This window comes from Microbacterium galbinum, from assembly GCF_023091225.1.
In the GTDB taxonomy this organism is placed as follows: domain Bacteria; phylum Actinomycetota; class Actinomycetes; order Actinomycetales; family Microbacteriaceae; genus Microbacterium; species Microbacterium galbinum.
This window is the reverse complement of record NZ_JAHWXM010000001.1, coordinates 1,633,203-1,653,746: the sequence shown is the minus strand read 5'-3', so window position 1 is coordinate 1,653,746 and position 20,544 is coordinate 1,633,203. Positions and strand designations below refer to the sequence as shown.

The 20,544-nt window shown below is 69.9% G+C and carries 13 protein-coding genes; 9 read left to right on the top strand and 4 right to left on the bottom strand.

Translation table 11 applies throughout. The features are described 5' to 3' along the window. Nucleotides 1-4: 4 nt before the first annotated feature. Nucleotides 5-652 (bottom strand): DUF4232 domain-containing protein, encoded by a 648-nt coding sequence (locus tag KZC52_RS07970; protein ID WP_247623506.1) that lies wholly within the window; start codon nt 650-652, stop codon nt 5-7. A 66-nt stretch (nt 653-718) separates the two neighbouring features. Next, a complete protein-coding gene (locus KZC52_RS07965; RefSeq protein WP_247623505.1) occupies nt 719-1,651 on the bottom strand; it encodes a glycosyltransferase family 2 protein in 933 nt (310 codons plus the stop codon). A gap of 118 nt (nt 1,652-1,769) precedes the next feature. Here KZC52_RS07965 and KZC52_RS07960 point away from each other — a divergent pair, with 118 nt between their 5' ends. The 5 genes from KZC52_RS07960 (at nt 1,770) to KZC52_RS07940 (ending at nt 9,016) form a co-directional block, all read left to right on the top strand. Then, the gene (locus KZC52_RS07960; RefSeq protein ID WP_247623504.1) at nt 1,770-2,492 is read left to right on the top strand and encodes a CDP-alcohol phosphatidyltransferase family protein; all 723 of its coding nucleotides are present in this window, start codon (nt 1,770-1,772) and stop codon (nt 2,490-2,492) included. Next, the gene (locus KZC52_RS07955) at nt 2,485-3,534 is read left to right on the top strand and encodes a glycosyltransferase family protein (protein ID WP_247623503.1); all 1,050 of its coding nucleotides are present in this window, start codon (nt 2,485-2,487) and stop codon (nt 3,532-3,534) included. The genes KZC52_RS07960 and KZC52_RS07955 overlap by 8 nt, the downstream gene beginning before the upstream one ends. Next, nucleotides 3,531-4,865, top strand: a complete 1,335-nt coding sequence (locus KZC52_RS07950; RefSeq protein ID WP_247623502.1) for a phenylacetate--CoA ligase family protein — start codon at nt 3,531-3,533, stop codon at nt 4,863-4,865. Before KZC52_RS07955 ends, KZC52_RS07950 begins: the two co-directional genes overlap by 4 nt. A 187-nt stretch (nt 4,866-5,052) precedes the next feature. Then, nucleotides 5,053-7,767 carry a right-handed parallel beta-helix repeat-containing protein gene (locus KZC52_RS07945; RefSeq protein WP_247623501.1) on the top strand — a complete coding sequence of 905 codons (2,715 nt, stop codon included), beginning with the start codon at nt 5,053-5,055 and terminating at the stop codon, nt 7,765-7,767. A 97-nt stretch (nt 7,768-7,864) separates the two neighbouring features. Next, on the top strand, nt 7,865-9,016 hold the full coding sequence (locus tag KZC52_RS07940) for a glycosyltransferase (protein WP_247623500.1): 1,152 nt from the start codon (nt 7,865-7,867) through the stop codon (nt 9,014-9,016). A 33-nt stretch (nt 9,017-9,049) separates the two neighbouring features. On the opposite strand, the gene KZC52_RS07935 is transcribed toward KZC52_RS07940, so the two are convergent. Further along, complete coding sequence (locus KZC52_RS07935; RefSeq protein ID WP_247623499.1) at nt 9,050-9,706, bottom strand: arsenate reductase/protein-tyrosine-phosphatase family protein; 657 nt, start codon at nt 9,704-9,706, stop codon at nt 9,050-9,052. A 128-nt stretch (nt 9,707-9,834) separates the two neighbouring features. Here KZC52_RS07935 and KZC52_RS07930 point away from each other — a divergent pair, with 128 nt between their 5' ends. After that, nucleotides 9,835-11,217 carry a tyrosine-protein kinase domain-containing protein gene (locus tag KZC52_RS07930; RefSeq protein WP_247623498.1) on the top strand — a complete coding sequence of 461 codons (1,383 nt, stop codon included), beginning with the start codon at nt 9,835-9,837 and terminating at the stop codon, nt 11,215-11,217. A 7-nt stretch (nt 11,218-11,224) separates the two neighbouring features. Next, nucleotides 11,225-12,559, top strand: coding sequence for an MATE family efflux transporter (locus KZC52_RS07925; protein WP_247623497.1), 1,335 nt, complete (start codon nt 11,225-11,227; stop codon nt 12,557-12,559). Here the strand turns inward: KZC52_RS07925 and KZC52_RS07920 are convergent. Then, entirely contained in the window at nt 12,556-13,743 is a 1,188-nt protein-coding gene (locus KZC52_RS07920; RefSeq protein ID WP_247623496.1) for a DUF1972 domain-containing protein, read from the bottom strand. The two genes, KZC52_RS07925 and KZC52_RS07920, sit on opposite strands and share 4 nt — an antisense overlap. A 59-nt stretch (nt 13,744-13,802) precedes the next feature. On the opposite strand from KZC52_RS07920, the gene KZC52_RS07915 reads away from it, so the two are divergent. Both KZC52_RS07915 and KZC52_RS17325 read left to right on the top strand, forming a co-directional pair. Next, nucleotides 13,803-14,816 (top strand): glycosyltransferase family 4 protein, encoded by a 1,014-nt coding sequence (locus KZC52_RS07915; protein WP_247623495.1) that lies wholly within the window; start codon nt 13,803-13,805, stop codon nt 14,814-14,816. Nucleotides 14,817-15,095: 279 nt separating this feature from the next. Next, nucleotides 15,096-20,438 carry a PKD domain-containing protein gene (locus KZC52_RS17325; RefSeq protein WP_281731244.1) on the top strand — a complete coding sequence of 1,781 codons (5,343 nt, stop codon included), beginning with the start codon at nt 15,096-15,098 and terminating at the stop codon, nt 20,436-20,438. Nucleotides 20,439-20,544: the final 106 nt, after the last annotated feature.

The window sequence follows — 20,544 nt, the reverse complement described above, 5'->3', positions numbered from 1 at the left end:
CCGATCAGCGCAGGTCTCCGCGGAACACGGCGACCTTGGCGCCGAACAGGTAGTCCACGGTCAGGGTGACGTCGTCGCGGTCGGCCTCGGGCACCGAGAACAGGTAGGTGCCCTCGGCGGAGTCGCCGGGTTCCACGGTGCCCTCGAACGGTGCGCCGCCGGGCTGCGTCAGCGTGCCGGCCGGTGCACGATCCTCGCCGATGTAGGCGTTGACCGCCACGTACTCGAGGTCGAGCGGCTCGTCGCCGGTGTTCGTGATGCGCACGGTCGCGCGGATCGCGGGACCGGAGGTCTCGCCCGCGAGAGTGGCCTGACCGTCGACGGCCTGCAGCGACGACAGCGAGATCTCGATGCCCTCCTCGGTGACGATCGTCTGGTCGGGGGCGACCGGGCTCAGTTCGGCGAAGGGCTCGTCGGTCGCGCCGGCCGCGGGCGTCGGCGTTTGCGTCGGTCGCGGGGCATCGGGATCGACGATGTCGCGCGGAGGAGTGGTGGGAGTGGCGGATGCCGAAGGCTCGGTGCTCGGCGTTCCGGCGAGCAGCGGCGGCACGAAGATCGCGCCCAGGACCGCGAGCGCGATCACCACGATCAGCGCCGACAGTGTGATCCACACGCGCCGTCGATTCGGCTGCGTCTCTTCGGTTGCGTCCATCGCAGACCCCCTGCTCCCCGTGTCTCCCCATCCGGCGCCGCAGTGGCGGCGGCCGGTGATGAGAGTTTAGACCGCGGGCCCCCGCTGCGAACCAGCCTGTGCAAGAAGTCGTCGTCCGTCGCGCACACCGCGCCATGCCGCGCGCAGCGGAGCGATCGGGCGGAGGAACTGCCGGCGTCCCCCGCGCAGCAGAACCTGGCGCGCATTGCTCCAGGCGGTGCGCGACCAGGCCTCGGCATCCGCTGCGTCGAGCAGCAGACCCGCGAAGAGCAGCCGGTTGCGGATGTTGTAGTAGTAGTACAGCTCGGACTTCGCCTCCGGTCGCTGGGCGCTCGCGCGATGCGTACCGCCCTCGTCGTGCACCGCCAGAGCGTCGTCGACGACGAGCAGGCGCGCTCCCGCGCGGGCGGCGCGCACCGAGATGTCGACGTCCTCCCAGTACAGGAAGTACGCGTCGTCGAAGCCGCCCGTGAGGTCCCAGGCCTCGTGTGTGAACCACAGGCAGGCTCCGCTGAGCCAGGGCAGGCGTCGGGCGTCCGGGTGCTCGCGGCGGCGACGCGGCCCGCCCATCGATCCGTCGCCGAGGTACACGTCCATGCCGGCGAACCACACCCGGCCCGCGACGTCCTCGACGCGCGGCGAGGCGACGCTGGGCCCCTCCGCGGTCGCCGCGGACAGGGCGGCGACGGAGCGACCGTCGATCCGGGCATCCGGATTCAGGAGCAGGATGTCGGTGACCCCGAGCTCGTCGAACGCCACGGCGGCACCGGCGTTCACTCCGCCGCCGAACCCCGCGTTGTCGTCCATCGGCACGAGCCGCCACCCGTTCGCGACGCTCAGGGCCTCGACGCGTGCGCGCTCCTCCGGTGTCGAGCGGTTGTCGACGACGACGATCCGCGCGTCCGGCACCGCCGCAGCCGTCGCGGTCAGGTTCTCGGCGAGAAGGCCCGCCGAGGCGTAGTTGACGACGATGATCCCCAGCATCCGTCGTTCGTCCATTCGTGCATCCTCCCCGTCGTCACGAAACCCACGGACCCGTGCGAGGGCACCTGTGGCTATAGTGAAGGCTACATTTGACGCCACCTGGGGAGATGTCGTGTCAGAGATTCGTGGGGCGATGCTGCGTCTGAAACAGGCGCAGAAATCATCGAAGGGCGCGGCGGCATACTCGCGCTACGTGAACCGGCCTTTGGGGCGCCCGCTCGCGGCGACGGCCTACGCGTGGGGGATGACCCCGTCGCAGGTCACCATCGTGAGCGCGCTGTGCACCCTGACCGGGGTGGCGCTGATCGCGCTGCTCGCGCCGACGGTCTGGTCGTCGGTGCTGGTGGCGGCGCTGCTCGTGCTCGGCTACGCGCTCGACTCGGCCGACGGGCAGCTCGCGCGTCTCACCGGAACGGGCTCGCTCGCGGGGGAGTGGCTCGACCACTTCTTCGATTCACTCAAGCTCGCGACGATCCATCTCGCCGTGCTCGTGTGCTGGTTCCGGTTCTACGATCTCGACGACCGGTGGCTGCTCCTACCGCTGGCGTTCGCCGCGATCGCGAACACGTTCTTCTTCGGCATCATCGCCGCCGACTTCCTGCGGCGCATCCACCGGCTCCAGTCCCCGGCCGAGACCGAGGAGGCGCCGCGCGAGGCCTGGCGCTCCGGCTCGCTGTACTCGCTCGCGGTGATCCCCAGCGACTACGGATTCCTCTGCCTCGCCTTCGCGCTGCTGTGGTGGCAGCAGGGCTTCGTGGTGATCTACACGGCGCTCGCCGCGATCAATGCGCTGCTCCTGCTGCTCGCCGCACTGCGCTGGTACCGCTCGATCAAGGGCCTGCAGGCCGATGGCTGAGCGCCCGGGGCCCGTGCGCGTCATGCAGTCCTTCGGGGCGCCGCGAGTGACGACCAACCCCTACATCACGATGCTCGATCGGGCACTCGCCGACTCCGACGAGGTCGAGCACCTCCGCTTCTCATGGCGCGGCGCGATCCTCGGCCGCTACGACGTCTTCCACTGGCACTGGCCCGAGGTGAAGCTGCACGGCGGGAGTGCCGTGTCGTCGGTGGGCAAGTACGTGCTGACCGCGCTGCTTTCGCTGCGGCATTCGCTCTCCCGGCGGATCGCCGTCGTGCGCACCGTGCACAACCTCGAGCTTCCCGACGACAACGCCGCCCGGCTGTGGCTGCTGCGACGCATCGAGCACCAGGCCGATCACCGGATCGTCCTGAACGAGACCACGCTGCTGCCGGAGGGCACCGCGCGCTCGGTCATCCTGCACGGGCACTATCGCGACTGGTACGCGCCGCAGCCCCGCGCCGACCGGGTGCGCGGGCGCCTCGGAACCTTCGGCGGCGTGCGCCGGTACAAGGGCGTCTCGGGATTCGTGGATGCCTACGCCGAGGCCCGCGGAGATGATCGCGAGCTCAGCATGACGATCGGCGGGAAGGCCTCGACGCAGGAGTTGGCCGATGATCTGCGCGCGCAGGTCGAGGGGCTGCCCGGGGTGACGCTGCAGCTCGCGTTCCTCAGTGATGCCGAGCTGGTCGAGCTGGTCACGGCATCCGAGCTGGTCGTGCTCGCCTATCGCTTCATGCACAACTCCGGCAGCGTGCTCGCGGCCCTGTCGCTCGACCGGCCGGTGCTCGTGCCGCGCAACGAGCCGAACGAGGCGCTCGCCGCCGAGGTGGGCGCGGAGTGGGTGCAGATGTACGAGGGCGAGGTCGACGGCCGCGCGCTGCTCGAGGCGCTGCGCGCGGTGCGGCGGATCGAGGCCGAGCGGCCGGATCTCTCGCGCCGGGAATGGGCGGATGCCGGGGCCTCGCACGCGGCCGCCTACCGGGCGGCGCTGCGCAGCCGCTGGCTCGGCGCGAAGGCCCGGGGGGTGGACGCGTGATCCGCGAGGCGGCGTTCCGCCTGAAGACCGCGATCGGCGGACGGTCGAGCATGGAGGCCTACCGGGCGTTCCTGCAGATGGACGCGCTCGCACCCGAGGAGATCGCCGACATCAGTGCGCGTCGGTCGGCGGAGCACGCGCGGTTCGCCTTCGCGCACAGCCCCTTCTATCGCGACCTCTACTCGTCGCACGGGTTCTCCGACGACGACCTGCGCGACCCCGCATCGTTCTCGTCGCTGCCGATCGTCGACAAGGCCATGCTGCGCGAGAACTTCGACGCCATCCGTACCGATGAGGCCGACCAGCGCACCAGTGTGGTGTCGAAGACGGGCGGCAGCACGGGGCTGCCGCTGCATCTGCTGCGCGATCTGCGCTTTCCGGCGCGGGCGCTCGAGTGGCGGCTGTTCGAGTGGTGGGGCGTGACGCCCTGGGACGACCGCGGCATCGTCACCCGGCACGTGCTCACGGGAGCCGCGCGGCTGCGGCACGATCTCGGGTGGTTGCCCTCGCGGCGCGTGCAGCTGGACGCCTTCCAGATCACGGATGAGGCGGTGACGCAGTTCGCCCGCGACTGGAACCGGGTGAAGCCGCGGTTCCTCATCGGCTACGGCGGCGGGGTGCTCGACACCGTGCGCCGCCTGCGGCGTCTGGGGCTGGAGGTGCATCCGCCTCGTGCGATCGCGGTGACCGCGGCTCCGCTCACCCCCGGCACGCGCGCCGAGATCGAGACGGCCTTCGGCGCCCCCTGCTACGACCACTACCGCTCGGCCGAGATCCCCTGGATGGCGGGGGAGTGCAGTCACCAGAGCGGCTTGCACGTGTTCGCGGACGTGCGGCGGATAGAGATCGTGGACGCCGCGGATGCTCCCGTGCCCGACGGCGTCGAGGGCGAGGTCGTCGTCACCGACCTGAGCAACCGGGTGTTCCCGGTGGTGCGCTACCGCCTCGGCGACATCAGCAGCTACCTGCCCGGCACCTGCGCCTGCGGGCGCGGCCTGCCGAGACTGGGCGCGATCTCCGGTCGGTCGTCGGATGCCGTGCGCCTGCCCGACGGCACGACGATCGCGGGTGCGCTCGGCCACATCTTCGACGATGCGCCGCTGTCGATCCGGCAGTTCGAGATCGTGCAGGAGGCCGACTACGCCGTCACCCTCCGCTGCATCCCGAGCGATGCGCCGAATGCGCAGGCCGGGATCGACGCGGCCGCCGCGAAGCTGCGCTTCGCCACCAAGGGCCTGGTTCCGGTGGCGGTGGAGCGGGTCGAGAGCATCCCGCAGGTGGGCGGCAAGATGCGCTTCATCCGCAGCGCAGCGCCGGTCCCACCGGCCTGATTCCGGCCCGTCGGGCTTCCGATATATTTCAGTTTCGCAACGATCTTCCAGTAGGCGTGTGTACACTGACCCCTGGCCGCCGCCCTCCGGGTAGGCGGTGCGTACCGATACTGCACACCATCTCGCCCGGAGGGGGCAAGTTGGAGGGGCGCGGTGTACGCGGGCTGAAACCCCTAGGAGAACCCTGTTGCGTCTTCGACGTCACCATCACCGTCCTGATCCCTCCCCTCGTCTGGCGACCACCGGTGCCACCGCTGCGGTCGCAGCCGTGACGCTGCTGCTCGGCCTGGTCGGCGCTCCCGCCTCGGCGGCTGAGACTCCGGCACCCGAGCCGACGACGACCGAGACCCCGGCCCCGTCCCCGGAGCCGCAGCCGAGCGCGAGCGAGGTGCCGGCCCCCGATCCGGCGTCACCCGATCCCGCCCCCGGCGATTCGCCGGCCACGGATGCTCCCGCGCCCGAAACCCGCAGCGCGGCGGCAGCGGCACCGGCCGTGCTGCTCGCCGACGACTTCGAGCGCACCTCGCCCGCGGGGTGGGGCAGCTCCGACAACGGGCTGGCCTACACCTCGTGGTCGTCGCGTGCGGGTGTCGCGAGCGTCGCCGACGGCGCGGCGACCATCGCGCTGAAGCCCGGCGAATCCGCCTATCTCACCCCTCGCGCCGTCCAGGCGAAGGACGTGCGGCTCTCCGCCGACGTGCGCCTGTCGTCGACGGGCGGGCGGGGCTACTACGCCTATACGACCCGCGTGCAGAGCGACGGCGCCTCGTACCGTGTGCGCCTGCTCACCGACGCGAAGGGGCAGGTGCAGCTCTCGGTGCTGCGCACCCAGGGCGGCAAGGACACCGAGCTGAAGTCGGCGTCGGTGCCGTTGAGCATCCTCGGTGATTCCTGGTACACGTTCGACGCGACCGTCACCGGAACGGATGCCGTCAGCTTCGAGGCCCGCCTCACCCCGAAGGGCACCACTCCCGGTGCACCGCAGCTGACCGTCACCGACACCTCATCGAGCAAGATCGGCGGAGCCGGTGGATTCGCGCTGTGGGGCTATGCCTCCAGCAGCGGCGCCTCGGCATCGGCGCTGCAGATCGATGCCCTCGAGGCGACGGTCGCCACGGGACCGTTGAGCAGCGAGGTCGTGACCGACCCGGAGCCCGAGCCCCAGCCGGAACCGCAGCCGGAGCCCGAACCCCAGCCCGAGCCGGAACCGCAGCCCGAGCCCCAGCCCGAGCCCGAGCCGGAGCCCCAGCCGGAGCCGCAGCCCCAGCCGGGCACCGGTCTCGAGGCCCGCGGATCCGCCCCGGTCGGTACCGCGTCGTACGCCGTGCCGCAGGGGGCCGTGTTCGTCAACGGCTCGTCGACATCGCAGACCCAGAACGGCAGCGCGGCGGCACCGTACCGCAGCGTGCAGAAGGCGGTCGACTCCTCGCCCGCCGGCTCGACGATCGTCGTGCGCGCCGGGGAGTACCACGAGTCCGTCGAGGTGCCCTTCAACAAGACCATGACCATCCAGGCCTACCCCGGCGAGGCGGTCTGGTTCGACGGATCGACCCGGGTGACGTCCTGGACGAAGTCCGGATCGTCGTGGGTGAGCGGCGGATGGACCGCCGAGTTCGACGACGACATGCTGAACGGCAACGCGAGCTGGTTCGTCGACCCGAACTACCCGATGGCCAACCACCCCGACATGCTGTTCATCGACGGGGTGGCGCAGAAGCAGGTCGCCTCGGCATCCCAGGTCACAGCCGGCACCTTCGCGGTCGATTACGCAGCCGACCGACTGATCCTCGGTACCGACCCGAGCGGTAAGCAGGTGCGGGCCAGCGATCTCGGGCAGGCGTTCAACGTGCGCTCCGCGAACTCGCAGCTCAAGGGCCTCGGCGTCCGCCGCTACGCGACCTCGTACGACGTGCTCGGCACCATCCGCATGCACAACGTCGGGGTCACGCTTCGAGATCTGGTCATCGAGGACAACGCCACGATCGGACTCTTCGTGGGCAACGACCGCGCCACGGTCGACAACCTCACGATCCGCCGCAACGGTCTGCTCGGCATGTCGTTGACCACGGCGTACGACTCGACCGTGTCGGACTCGCTCATCACCGACAACAACAACGAGCGCTTCAACGGCTCGCCCGTCGCCGGTGGTATCAAGGTCACGCGCTCCCGCGGGGTCGACATGACCAACGTCGACACGAGCCGCAACGTCGGCAGCGGAACCTGGTTCGACGAGTCCTGCTACGACGTGAACATCGTCGACGTCACGTCGAACGACAACACCGAGATCGGCATCCACGCCGAGCTCTCATCGAAGGTCACGATCGCCCGCAGCCAGACGTTCGACAACAAGGAGGGCATCCGGATCTTCGATTCGGAGGGCGTGCTCATCACCAACAACGACCTCGGCAACAACTCCCGGCACGACATCAACCTCATGCAGGACGAGCGACGTCAGGCCACCCACAAGGTCGGACGCGACCCGCGCGTGACCGGTGCCGACCCGACGGTGACGTGGATCACCCGCAACATCACGATCCGCAACAACGTGTTCGGCGCGGGCGGACCGCGGGCGATCTTCGCTCACGACACCCAGACCGGGCGGGCCGTCGACACGTGGAACCTCACGATCGACGGGAACCTCTTCAGCAGTTCGAAGGGCGGACCGTCGATGGTCACCTGGGGTGGCTCGGGCAACGTCTACGAGACGTTCTCGACGCCGCTCGCGCTCGCCTCGGCGAAGAACACCGGATGGCGCAATGCGATGACCACCACCGCCGAGCCCTTCTCGGGCATGGCCGACGAGATCGCCGCCAACAGCGGCATCGCGCGTCCGCTCACCGGCGCGGCTGCGACCCTTCTCGGGGTCGGCAGCGGCACCGTGCTGCTGGGCAGCGGCCGCTGACACCCACCCCCACCGAATCCGCCCGCCGCGTCCGTGATGCGGCGGGCGGATGGGTGGTAGGGGCGCGCCGAGCGGCCGTGCCGTGCAGAATGGTCGGGTGACAGCCGACACCCGCCGCCCGCATCTGCTCGTGCACGCCGGCTGGGAACTGTTCGGTTCCGACCGGATGCTCCTCGAGAGCGCACGGGGTCTGCGCGACGCGGGCGAGCGGGTCGTCGTCGCGCTTCCCGCGGCGGGGCCGCTGGTCGGCGAGCTCCAGGCCGCCGGCGTCGAGGTCCTGATCCCGCCGACCTTCGCGTTGCGCAAGTCGGCTCTCCGCCCGCGCAACTGGCTGCGCTCCCTGCGCGATGCCATCCGCGGGTTCGTCGCCGCCGTCGTGATCACCCGTCGCCTGCGACCTCGGACGCTGTACGTGAGCACGATCGTGCTGCCGCTCTGGCCCATCGTCGGCCGCCTGCTGCGCGTGCCGACCGTGACGCACGTGCACGAGGCCGAAGCATCCGCCGCCCGCATCGTCAACACGGTGCTCTATGCACCGCACCTCGCCGCGCACCGCATCATCGTGAACAGCGAGTTCACGATGCGCACGGTGGGCTCGGTGATCCCGGCGCTCGGTCGTCGCGCGACGCTCATCCCCAACGGGGTCGACTCCCCGGACTCGGTGCCCGAGCCGCGCGCGGTGATCGATCGCCTGCGCATCGCCTACGTCGGTCGAATCTCCCACCGCAAAGGCCCCGACGTGGCCGTGGAAGCAGTCGCTCTCCTCGGCGACGCCGGGATCGAGGCGGAGCTCGATCTCATCGGGGCCGTCTTCGAGGGCAACGAGGCGTACGACGAGACCCTGCGGCGTCGCACCGACGAGCTGGGCGTCGCGCATCTCGTGCAGCACCACGGCTTCCGGTCCGACGTGTGGCCGGCGCTCGGAGCGGCCGACGTGCTGGTGGTGCCTTCCCGCCAGGACGAGTCCTTCGGCAACACGGCCGTGGAGGGTGTCCTCGCCGGGCGCCCCGTCGTGGCGAGCGAGATCCCCGGACTGCGCGAGGCGGTCGGGGCGTACGGCTCGGCCGCGTTCGTCGCGCCGGGTGATGCCTCGGCGCTGGCGGATGCTCTCGCCCGCGTCGTCGCGGACTGGTCGGCGCTCCGCGTGACGGCGCTCGCCGATCGTGACCGGGCGAAGGAGCGCTTCGCCCCGGAGGTGTACCGGGCGACGATCGCGGCCTTCCTCAGCGACCTCGCACGGGGGCGCTGAGATCGAGGGCGCAGGGGTCCGAGACCGCTGACGTCAGCGCGAACCCGACGCAGAGTCGAGGAAAGCCGCAGCCTGACGCAGGAACTGCCCGACCTCGGCCGACGTCGAGGTCAGCATCGCGCGGTGCTCGCGCGCCGAGTCGTGGTGCGCGTCGGCGATGTCGAACGGGTTCCGGCGGCGGCGACCGAACAGCGCGCGGTTCGTCTTCGGCGGTGCGGTGAAGCCGCGACGGGCGTGGAGCGCCTCGGCGTATCGGGCCAGGCCCGTGGTGCTCGCGGCATCCGCATCGAATTCGGCGATGATCTCGAACTCACGGGCATCGACGGGCTCGACCCCGAGGTGGATCGCCTCGCGCAGGGTGAATGCGCGGGAACGGGCGGCGGGTGCGGCGGCGGCGACCGCCGAGCGCTCGGCGCGACTGGCGGTGAGGATCAGATCGGCGGTCCGCAGCGCCTCGGCGTCGATCGCCTCCGAGCGGTGGCCGGCGGCGAGGATCGGCGTCTCGGCATCGCCGGAGGCCTCGGCGATCTCGGCCGAGGTCACGCACATGCGATTGCCCGCGGTCCCCACGCGGGTACCCGCGCTCGAGATCTGCCACCCGGCCGCATCGCCCTGCGCGCGGAGCACCAGCTCCATCAGCGGCGACCGGCAGATGTTCGCCTCGCAGACGAAGATCAGTCTGTGCGTCACGTGTTCCCCCGTCGTGCCCCGCAGAGATCTCTGCGGTCCGATCCTCCAACATAGGTGATAATGGTCGCGGGGAAGGCACCGTGCGAGACACTGAGGCACGTCGAGGTGCCGAGGGGATACGGGGACACATGACACTGCAGGACTATTTCCAGTCGCTCAGGAACCACTGGATCGTGATCGTCGTGCTGATGGTGCTCGGCGCGGGTTCCGCATACGGGTACTCGCAGTTCATCGACCCCGAGTACCGGGCCGAGTCGCAGGTGATCGTGATCCCGACCCGGGGCGAGAACACCAGCGAGCTGGTGCAGGGGTCGAACTACGTGCAGAGCCTGGTGCAGACCTACACGCTCCTCGTGAAGTCGCCGACCGTGCTCGACCCGGTGATCGACGACCTCGGGCTCGACGAGACCGCCAACCGTCTGGCGCGACGGGTCGACGTCAACGTGCCCCTGAACACCGTCGTCATCGAGATCGGGGTGACGGATGCCAGTGGCGAGAGCGCGGCCGAGACCGCGAACGCGATCGCCCAGGAGCTCGCGACGGCCGTCGCGGGCGTCTCTCCGGTCAGCGCCGACGGCGAGCCCGCCGTGCGCGTCGACACGATCTCCGCCGCACGCACTCCGACGGTTCCGATCTCCCCGAACACCCGCCTGAACGTGATGGTGGGTGCCGTCGCCGGAATCGCGCTCGGTGTCGTCTTCGCGCTGCTCCGACGGCTTCTGGCCACCCGCATCACGACCGCGCGCACGCTGAGCGACGCCACCGAGGTCGCCCTCCTCGGCGAGATCCCCGAAGCATCCGACACCCACACGATCGCCCGCATCATCCGCTCGCAGCCCGACGGCCGCGTCGCCGAGGCGATGCGGCAGGTCGCCGCGAGCCTCAAGTTCGTCGACGTCGACAAGAACCGTCGCGTCATCCTCGTCACCTCGTGCTCGGCGCAGGAGGGCAAGTCGTCGGTGAGCCTCGGACTCGCCCTGACCCTCGCCGAGGGAGGGCGCTCGGTGCTGTTCATCGAGGCCGACCTGCGCCGCCCGAGCACCGCCCGCTACACCCAGCTCGAGGGCTCGATCGGCCTGACCACCGTGCTGATCGGCGACGTGGAGCTCGCCGACGCCGTGCAGCAGTGGGGTAGACCCGGACTCGACATCCTCACCGCCGGAGCGCAGCCCCCGAACCCCGGCCAGCTGCTGTCGAGCGGCGGACTGCATCGCATCGTCGACGAGGCGCGCGATTCCTACGACTACGTCATCATCGACACCGCGCCCGTGCTGTCGGTCAGCGACGCGCTGTGGCTGTCGACGATGGCCGACGGCACCCTGTTCGTCGTGCGCTCGAACCGCACCAAGGCCGCCGATCTCACGCGCGCCCTGGGTTCGCTCGAGTCGACCAGGACCCCGGTGCTCGGAATCGTGCTGAACGGTGTGCGCGGCGCGGCGAAGAGCCCGTACTACACCGACGAGCCGAGACGCGGCGTCCGCCCGCGCCTCGCCGCCCGCGCCCCGCGCTGACACCGCCATGAACTCGCTCCTGGCCCTCGGCGCTCGCGCGCTGACGATGGTCGTCTCGCTGGTCTGCGGGGTCATCACGACCCGCATGATCCTCGGCGAGACCGACATCCAGCACTACGCCCTGTACTCGCTGCTCATCACGATCCCGTCGCTGCTGACGTTCACCGACCTCGGCAGCGGCGCGGTTCTCGTGAACGCCGTCGCGACCAGTGACGACATCCGCACCGATCGCCGGCTCCGACTGCAGGTCACCTCGGTCGGCCGCATCCTGCTGATGTTCGCGACCGGACTCATGCTCATCAACACCGTGCTGCTCGTCACGGGCGGATGGCGCGCCCTGTTCGGCGACGCCGGTGCGATCCCGGGGGCGGCGCTCGCCGCCTTCCTGTGCATCACGTTGTTCAGCCTGTCGATCACCCTGGGCGTGTGGTTCCGCATCCTGCTCGGGCAGCGGCGCAACCACCTGGTGATCCTGGTGCAGGGCCTCATCTCGCCGGTCACCCTCGGTGGTGTCTGGCTGATGCTCCACCTCGGCGGGCGTGAGTTCGATTCGTATCTCGCGATCGCCTCGTACGGCGCCTCGCTGCTGTCGGCGATCATCGGCTTCCTGCTGGTGACGCGGTCGACGCGGCCGCTGATCCCGGATGCTCTGCGGATGCTGTTCCGCTGGCGCAGCATCCCCGGGGTGAGGGTCATGGACGTCGGCTGGCCGATGCTCGCGCAGATGATCACCTACCCGATCGCCGTCGGGTCGCAGCGTTACGTGCTCGCCCAGTTCGGAACGCCGACCGACGTGGCCGAGTACGGTGTCACGGGTCAGGTGTTCTTCGCCCTCAACGGCCTGGTGATGGCCGCGGGCGTCGCGCTGTGGCCGCAGTTCGCCCGTCTGCGGCACAGGGGTGAGCTGAAGCGCGGACCGTATCTGCTCTCGCTGCTCTTCGCCGGAGCCGTAGCGGCCGCCACCGCGTTCGTCTGGCTGATCGCACCGTGGCTGTTCGAGTTCATCACCCAGGGCGAACTCGACGTGCGCACCTCGACGATCCTCGCCTTCGGCGCGATGATCATGCTCACCGCGGCCGTGTATCCGCTCGGGATGTTCATCATGGACAAACCCGGCATCCGCTTCCAGGTCATCCCGACCCTGGCGATGGCCGCGGTCAGCATCGTGCTCTCGCTCGTGCTGACGCCGGTGCTCGGCATCGTCGGACCGCTGCTCGGCGTGAGCTTCGCGCTGATCGTCTGCCAGGTGATCCCGTACGCGATCTACATCCACCGCCACCGGGATCGACTCCTGAAGAGCGAACCCGATGCCGCGGCCGAGACCGCGGTCGACGCGGTCTAGCCGGGCCACTCCGTCTCCGCGCGGTGCGCGCGGCGCGCGAGGGGATGGATGCTGTCGCCGGCCGCCAGGCGCCGGGCGAGGTCTTCATAGGTTGCGGCGACGTCGTTCCACGAGAACGCATCGGCCGCGCGACGCCGGACGGCAGCGGATGCCGCGGCGACGGCTCCGGCATCCGATTCCGCCGCGTCGACCGCAGCCGCGACATCCGCCGGCGTGCGGAAGTACCAGCCCTGCTCGTCGAGCACCTCGCGGTTGAAGACCACGTCGAACGCGATCACGGCCGTGCCGGCGCCCATCGCGCGCAGCAGGGAGGGGTTCGTGCCGCCGACCGAATGGCCGTGCAGGTACGTCGAGGCGTGGTGGTAGAGCGCGTCGAGGAGGTCTTGGTCGTAGACGGCGCCGAGCAGTCGGATGCGTGGATCGGCGGCGGCGATCCGGTCGATCGCGGCCGTGTACTCCGCGGCGTAGGGCGCGGAGCCGACCACGACGAGCGGTTTCGTGGCCTGCGACATCGCATAGCCCTCGACGATCTCGCGGACGTGGTTCTCGGGTTCGAAGCGGGCGACGACCAGGTGGTAGCCCCCGGGCTCGAGACCGAGTTCGCGGATGCCGTCGGACGGAGCGTCGTCGAGCAGGGGGGCGCCGTAGCGGATCAGCTCGCTCGCGACACCGAACTGGTGGTCGTAGTAGTCGGCGATGCCGGGGGCGTCGGCGATGATCGCGTCGGCCTGACGCACCCCGAACGACTCGGCGGCGCGGTAGTACGCCTTGCCGCGCGGGCCCCACTTCGAGCGTCGCCACTCCAGCCCGTCCATGTGGAGGGCGACCGGGATGCGACGGGCGCGCAGCAGCGGGAGGAAGGGCGAGTTCGCGGCGTTGAACACGAACGCGGCATCCGGTCGGGCCCTGGTGACGGCGTGCACCGTCGACAGGGCCGTGTGGCTGAGGGTCTCGAGCGCCTTCTGACGCACCGCCGGCAGGGTCACGCGGCGCATGCCGAGGTGCACGTCGCCCGCTGTGCCGGCGTCGCGCCCGTAGACCAGCACCCGATGCCCGCGTTCGACGAGGCGCCGTCCGACCTCTTCGACGGCGGTCTCGAATCCGCCGTAGGCGGCGGGGATGCCGCGCGTGCCGATGAGGGCGATGCGCAGGGACGTCGACGACGGAGCGGAGGCGGTCTGCATCGCATCAGTATGCCCGAGGCGGCCGACAACGCCGGAAGACCGCGGGCTATCCTGGGGCGGTGTCCACGCCGCCGCACGAACGCCGCCCGCTGATCTGGGGATTCCCTGCCGAGCAGTCGGTGACGCGCTGGGAGCGCCGGCACTCCGCCGGCGAGGTGCCGAGCGTGTGGCCCTACGGGCTCGACGGTCTGTGCGAGTACGCGCCGGTCGCGGTGCTCGACCTCCCGGCCCCCGGACGTCTCTCGCGCCTGCGGTCGCGCGTGGGGATCGGACCCCGACCGCGCGCCCAGACGGCGTTCACGTGGGACGAGAACGCGGCGTTCCGCATGCAGGTCGCGAGCCCCTACGAGCGGTTCGCCTCCGGAGTGATCTGGCTGACCGACATGATCGAGCGCGGAGCCGACACCGGTCGTCTCGTCGAGGTGCTCCGCGGCGCCGAGACGCTGTGGGTGCTCAGCGAGGCGCAGGTCGAGCCCCTGCGCGCCCTCTTCGGAAGCGCGGGGCCACGGATCGTCGCGGTGCCGTTCGGCGTCGACGCCGAGTTCTTCTCGCCCCGCCCGTACCCCGATCGCCCGCGCATCGTCAGCGTCGGCAACGACCGCGACCGCGATCCGCAGACGCTGTTCCGCGCGCTGGCGCGCGTGCACGAGCAGCGCCCGGACGTCGAGCTCATCGTCCAGTCGTCGGCGTCGACGGATGCTCCGGCCGGTGTCGAGGTCGTGCAGCGGATGAGTCATGGCGAACTGCACGAGCTCTATGCGACGGCATCCGTCATCGCCACCGCGACCCGGCCCAATCTGCACGTCTCCGGCATGACGGTGACGCTCGAGGCCTTCGCGACCGGTCGGCCGGTCGTGAACACCGACACCCCCGGAATGTCGCAGTACGTCACGGAGGGGCGCACCGGCCATCTCGTGCCGCTCGGCGACGACGAGGCCCTCGCGCAGCGGTTGATCGGCCTGATCGACGATCCGCAGCGCGCGGCGGAGATGGGGCTGGCGGGGCGTCGGGACGTCGAGGAGCGCTTCACGACGCACGAGATGTGCGCTCACCTCGCGCAGATCCTGGTCTGACGCCGGGGTGATCTTTCCGGCCCGAGACGCCTGATCCGGGGTGTCGCGGAACCGTCGCGAAACTTCTTCTGGTATCCGCCGCGGTTGTGCGCTATCGTTGCCGCGGATGCGTCTATGGGGGACGCGGGGGAATCCACTTCTTTTGCCGATCACTCGGCAGCCGCCTGGGGAGGCGCTATGCGAGTCCGTCGACTCGACGCGATCGAAAACGATCACGATTCGAATTCACGTCCATTCCGTCGTATCGCACTGGGGATCGTCACCGTTCTGGTGACAGCGATGCTCGGTGCCACACTGACGGCTCCCGCCGCGCAGGCCGATACGGTTCCGACCGATCCGGCGCTGCCGACGACCATGAGCGCCGATCCGCTGCCGACCGTGCAGATCAACGGCATCGTGTGGGCTCAGGCCGTCGCGGGCAACAAGGTCTTCGCCGGTGGCCAGTTCACCAGCGCGCGCCCGGCCGGCGCCGCCGCCGGCACGAACGAGACAGCGCGGTCGAACCTGCTGGCGTACAACCTCGCCACGGGTGTGCTCGACACATCGTTCAACCCGAACGTGAACGGTCGCATCCTCGCGGCCGCCGTCTCGCCCGACGGCTCCCGCCTCTACATCGGCGGCGGGTTCACGGCCGTCGACGGGCAGAACCGCTACCGTCTCGCGGCCTTCAACACCGCGACCGGGCAGCTCATCTCGACCTGGACCCCCGGGACGAACACGATCGTGCAGGGCATCGTCGCCACCGACACGACCGTCTACGTCACCGGTGAGTTCACCAACATCAACAACGTCGCCCGCACCGGTGTCGCCGCGCTGAGCGCATCGACCGGTGCCGTGCTCGACTTCAACCCGCAACTCGCGGGCGGCTACGGCGTGCGCGCCGTGGTGGTGTCGCCCGACAAGTCGAAGGTCGTCATCGGTGGTTCCTTCACCTCGACCAACGGCTCGACCAACCCCGGGCGCGGCATGGCCGCCCTCGACGCGGTCACCGGCCAGAGCCTGCCGTGGGCGATCAACAGCGTGATCCGCAACGCCGGCACCGGCGCATCGATCTACGCGCTCGCCTCCGACGGCGACAGCGTGTACGGCAGCGGCTACGACTTCGGCGGCTCCAAGACCGAGGACGACTTCGAGGGCGCATTCCGTGCGAACTGGAGCGACGGATCGATGGCGTGGATGGAGGACTGCCACGGCGACACGTACTCGATCTTCCCGACCGGGGGCGTGCTCTACACGGCGTCCCACACCCACTACTGCGGCAACATCGGTGAGTTCCCGCAGCTCGACCCGTGGAACTTCAACCACTCGCTGGCGTTCGACAAGAACCCGTCGAACCGCACCATCACGCCCGACCCCTACGGTTACCGCAGCTTCACCGGCAACCCTGCCGCGAAGCTGCTGCACTGGTATCCGAAGTGGCAGCCGGGCTCGGTCTCGGGCATGGACCAGGCCGGATGGTCGGTCACGGGTGCCGGCGAGTACCTGATCTACGGCGGTGAGTTCACGGCCGTCGGCGGCGTCGCCCAGCAGGGCCTCGTGCGTTTCGCGAAGCCGTCGACCGCGCCGAACAAGGTCGGCCCGACCATCCAGGGCGGGGCCTACCAGATCAGCACGCAGTCCTTCCGTGCCGGTCAGGTGCGCATCGCCTGGTCGGCCAACCACGATGCCGACAACGCGAAGCTGACCTACGAGGTCTTCCGCCGCGACATCGCGCAGCCGATCTACACGACCACGGCCGAGTCGACGTACTGGGTGCGTCCGCGCCTGACGTACTCCGACAACGCGGTCACCGCGGGTCAGACGTACCAGTACCGCGTGAAGGTCACCGATCCGAACGGCAACTCGACGACGTCCGACTGGACCTCGGCGACCGTGGCCGCGACCGGCACCGAGAACGCCTACAACATCGCCGTGCTCAACTCGCAGCCGAAGTACTACTGGCCGCTGAACGAGGCGTCCGGCACCTCGGGCATCGACTGGATGGCGGGCAACGACGTCACCCTCGCCGGCGGGACCACCCGCGGGCAGGCCGGCCAGGTCGTCGGAGCGGCGTCCTCGTCGACGGCGTTCAACGGCTCGAACGGCACGGGTGCATCCTCGGTGTCGGAGGTCGGACCCAACACCTTCTCGGTGGAGGCCTGGTTCCAGACCACCAGCACGAGTGGCGGCAAGATCGTCGGCTTCGGTAACAACGCCACCGGCAACTCCGGCAGCTACGACCGGCACATCTACCTCAACAACACCGGCCAGGTGTCGTTCGGTGTCTACCCGGGCACCACCCGGGCGGTCACGAGCGGCGCCGGTCTCAACGACGGGCAGTGGCACCACGTGGTCGGCACGATGAGCTCGTCCGGCATGGTGCTGTACCTCGACGGCAAGCGCGTCGGTTCGCGTTCCGACACCACGACCGGTCAGAGCTACTCCGGCTACTGGCGGATCGGCGGCGACTCGCTGGGCAGCTGGCCCTCGGCCGGCAGCTCGGGGTACCTGAACGGTCGGATCGCCGATGTGGCGGTCTACAACACCGCGATCACCCGTGACGTCGTCGACGCCCACTGGGTGGCCTCCGGTCGCACGTCGGCTCTGCCGGCAGCGCCGGCGGATGCCTACGGCAAGGCGGTCTACGACCTCGACCCGACCCTCTACTGGCGTCTGGGCGAGACCACGGGAACCGTGGCAGCCGACTCCGGCCGCGACGGCAGCACCGGCAGCTACAAGACGAGCGGCAACGCCTCCATCCAGCGCGGTGAGACCGGAGCCCTCGCGGGAGTGACCAACAAGTCGATCCGGTTCACGTCCTCGAGCGTCGGCAGCACCTGGAACAACCGTCAGAACGTGATCAGCGATCGTCAGTACGCGGCATCCGACATCTACTCCATCGAGACCTGGTTCAAGACGACCACGACCGGCGGTGGCAAGATCGTCGGCTTCGGCAACAGCAACTCGAACAACGCCAACGCCAGCTCGAACTACGACCGCCACATCTACATGGACACGGTGGGCCGCTTGAAGTTCGGCACCTACAACGGGGGGACGAACATCCTCACCGCGCCGAGCACCTACCGCGACAACCAGTGGCACTATGTCGTGGCGCAGCAGTCTCCGAGCGGCATGCAGTTGTACGTCGACGGTGAACTGGTCGCGTCGAACTCGGTGTCCAACGCCGAGGACTACGCCGGATACTGGCGGGTCGGCGGAGACTCGACATGGGAGGGCAACCCGTTCTGGGTGGGCTCGGTCGACGAAGTGGCGATCTACTCCGCGCCGTTGTCCGCGAGCCAGATCCTGCAGCACTACCAGCTGGGTAAGACCGGACAGGGCAACGAACTCCCGGTCGCGCAGTTCACGACCACGCCGACCGACCTGTCGGTGGCCTTCGACGCCTCGAGCTCGAGCGATGTCGAAGGGCCGATCGCCGACTACAGCTGGAACTTCGGTGACGGCGAGACCGGCAGCGGGGTCGCGCCGACCCACGCATACACGACGGCCGGAACGTACACCGTCACTCTGACGGTGCGCGACAGCGGGTCGTTGACCTCCTCGGTCAGCCACGACGTGGTCGTGCGCAACCCGAATGTGCTGCCGACATCGGCGTTCACCGCGAGTGCCGAGTTCCTGGCGCTGTCGGTCGACGGTTCGGCCAGCGCCGACCCGGACGGCACCATCGCGAGCTACTCGTGGAACTTCGGAGACGGAGCATCCGCGACGGGCGCGACCGCGGCGCACACCTTCGGCGCGAGCGGCACCTACGCGGTCTCGCTCACGGTCACGGACGATCGCGGCGGCTCGGCGACGAGCACACAGCAGATCGTGGTCGAGGCGGCGAACGTGCCGCCCAAGGCCGTGGCCAACGTCGTGCGCGGTGCGGACGGCATGACCGTCTCGGCCGACGGCAGCGGGTCGACGGACACCGACGGCACGATCACGGCCTACGCCTGGAACTTCGGTGACAACGCGACCGCGACCGGAGCGACGGCCAGCCACACCTACACGACCGCCGGCACGTACACCGTGACCCTGACGGTCACCGACAACCGCGGTGCGACGCACCAGGCGACCTCGTCGGTCGTCGTGGCTCCGGCCTCGACCGAAGACGTGATCGCCCGCGACGCCTTCGCACGGTCGGCGAGCGCCTCGTGGGGCAGCGCCGACGTCGGAGGCGCCTGGACGACCACCGGCGGGGCTGCGGCCTTCTCGGTCGCGGGCGGCGTGGGCAAGATGGCTCTGGCAGCCGGGCAGACCCGCGAGGCGCGCCTCGCCGGAGTCAGCTCGACGAACACCATCACCTCGCTGACGATCTCGTCGAGCAACGCGACCTCGGGCGGTGCCTTCAACCTCACGGTCAACGGCCGTCAGGTCGGGAGCGACGTCTACTCGGGCCGCATCAAGGTCGAGTCGACCGGAGTGATCCGCCTCTACCTGCTGCGCAACGAGACGGCGATCGGCAACAGCGTGGTGCTGCCCGGCAACTACGTCGCGGGTGAGAGCCTGTCGGCCGTGCTGTCGGTGCGGGGAACCTCGCCGACCAATCTGTCGCTCAAGGTGTGGCGCACGGGAACGACCGAGCCGACCACGCCGCAGCTCCAGACGACCGACACCACGGCCGCGCTGCAGCAGGCGGGATCCGTGGGGCTGAAGATGGCCGTCAGTTCGGTCTCGACCGTGTCGACCGTGATCAGCATCGACGACTACAAGGTGGTCACCGGTGCGGTCGTCGCGCCGCCGAACCAGGCGCCGGTCGCCGCGTTCGTGTCTTCGACGACGGGCCTCACGGCCAACGTCAACGCGAACGGTTCGAGCGACTCCGACGGCACGATCGCGTCGTACGCCTGGAACTTCGGAGACGGAGCGACGGGTACCGGCGTCACGGCGTCGCACCCTTACGCCGCGGCCGGCACCTACACGGTGACGCTCACGGTGACCGACGACGACGGAGCGACGCACACCGTCACGGCCCCCGTGACCGTGACCGCGCCGCCCGTCGACCCTCCGGCGGGACCGACGCCGCTCGCGACCGACGAGTTCAACCGCACTCTCACCGGAGGGTGGGGGACGTCGGATCTCGGCGGGGCCTGGGCCACGTCGGGCGGTAACGCCGCCTTCGGCGTCGCCGCCGGTCAGGGAACGGTGACTCTGGCACCCTCCCAGACCCGTGAGGCCCGTCTGGGCGTCTCGGCGACGAACATCGTGCTCGATACGCTGTTCTCGTCCGACGTCGCCTCGACCGGCGGCACGGCGAGCGTGACGGTGCTCGGACGCACGGTCGGAACCTCGAACTACTCGGCCCGCGTGCGGTTCGAGCCGGCCGGGGTCATCCGCCTCTACATCCTGCGCGACGAGACCGCGATCGGTAACAGCTACGTGCTGCCGACCGCGTACACGCCCGGGCAGGTATTGCACACCAAGCTGTCGGTCACGGGCACGAACCCGACCACGATCGCCGCGAAGATCTGGGTCGAGGGGCAGCCAGAGCCCACCGCGTGGCAGCTGCAGGGCACCGACACGACGGCGGCTCTGCAGGCGGCCGGCGGCGTCGGAATCAAGACGTCGATCAGCTCGGCGTCGACCAACCCGGCGACCAAGCTGTCGTTCGATCGCATCGCCGTGGTGGTTCCGCAGTAGGCACGGTGCGGGGAAGGCCAGGCCAGGCGCTCGCCCTCCCCGCATCTGGGCGATCCGGGAGTGCCCGATACGCTCCCGTCGCTGGAAGGCCCGGCATCCTCGCAGA

Bases quoted from the DNA above. Each gene is read 5' to 3' on its own strand.
- KZC52_RS07970 (WP_247623506.1), bottom strand. From the start codon at position 652: ATGGACGCAACCGAAGAGACGCAGCCGAATCGACGGCGCGTGTGGATC.
- KZC52_RS07965 (WP_247623505.1), bottom strand. From the start codon at position 1,651: ATGGACGAACGACGGATGCTGGGGATCATCGTCGTCAACTACGCCTCG.
- KZC52_RS07960 (WP_247623504.1), top strand. From the start codon at position 1,770: ATGCTGCGTCTGAAACAGGCGCAGAAATCATCGAAGGGCGCGGCGGCA.
- KZC52_RS07955 (WP_247623503.1), top strand. From the start codon at position 2,485: ATGGCTGAGCGCCCGGGGCCCGTGCGCGTCATGCAGTCCTTCGGGGCG.
- KZC52_RS07930 (WP_247623498.1), top strand. From the start codon at position 9,835: ATGACACTGCAGGACTATTTCCAGTCGCTCAGGAACCACTGGATCGTG.
- KZC52_RS07925 (WP_247623497.1), top strand. From the start codon at position 11,225: ATGAACTCGCTCCTGGCCCTCGGCGCTCGCGCGCTGACGATGGTCGTC.
- KZC52_RS07920 (WP_247623496.1), bottom strand. From the start codon at position 13,743: ATGCAGACCGCCTCCGCTCCGTCGTCGACGTCCCTGCGCATCGCCCTC.
- KZC52_RS17325 (WP_281731244.1), top strand. From the start codon at position 15,096: ATGCTCGGTGCCACACTGACGGCTCCCGCCGCGCAGGCCGATACGGTT.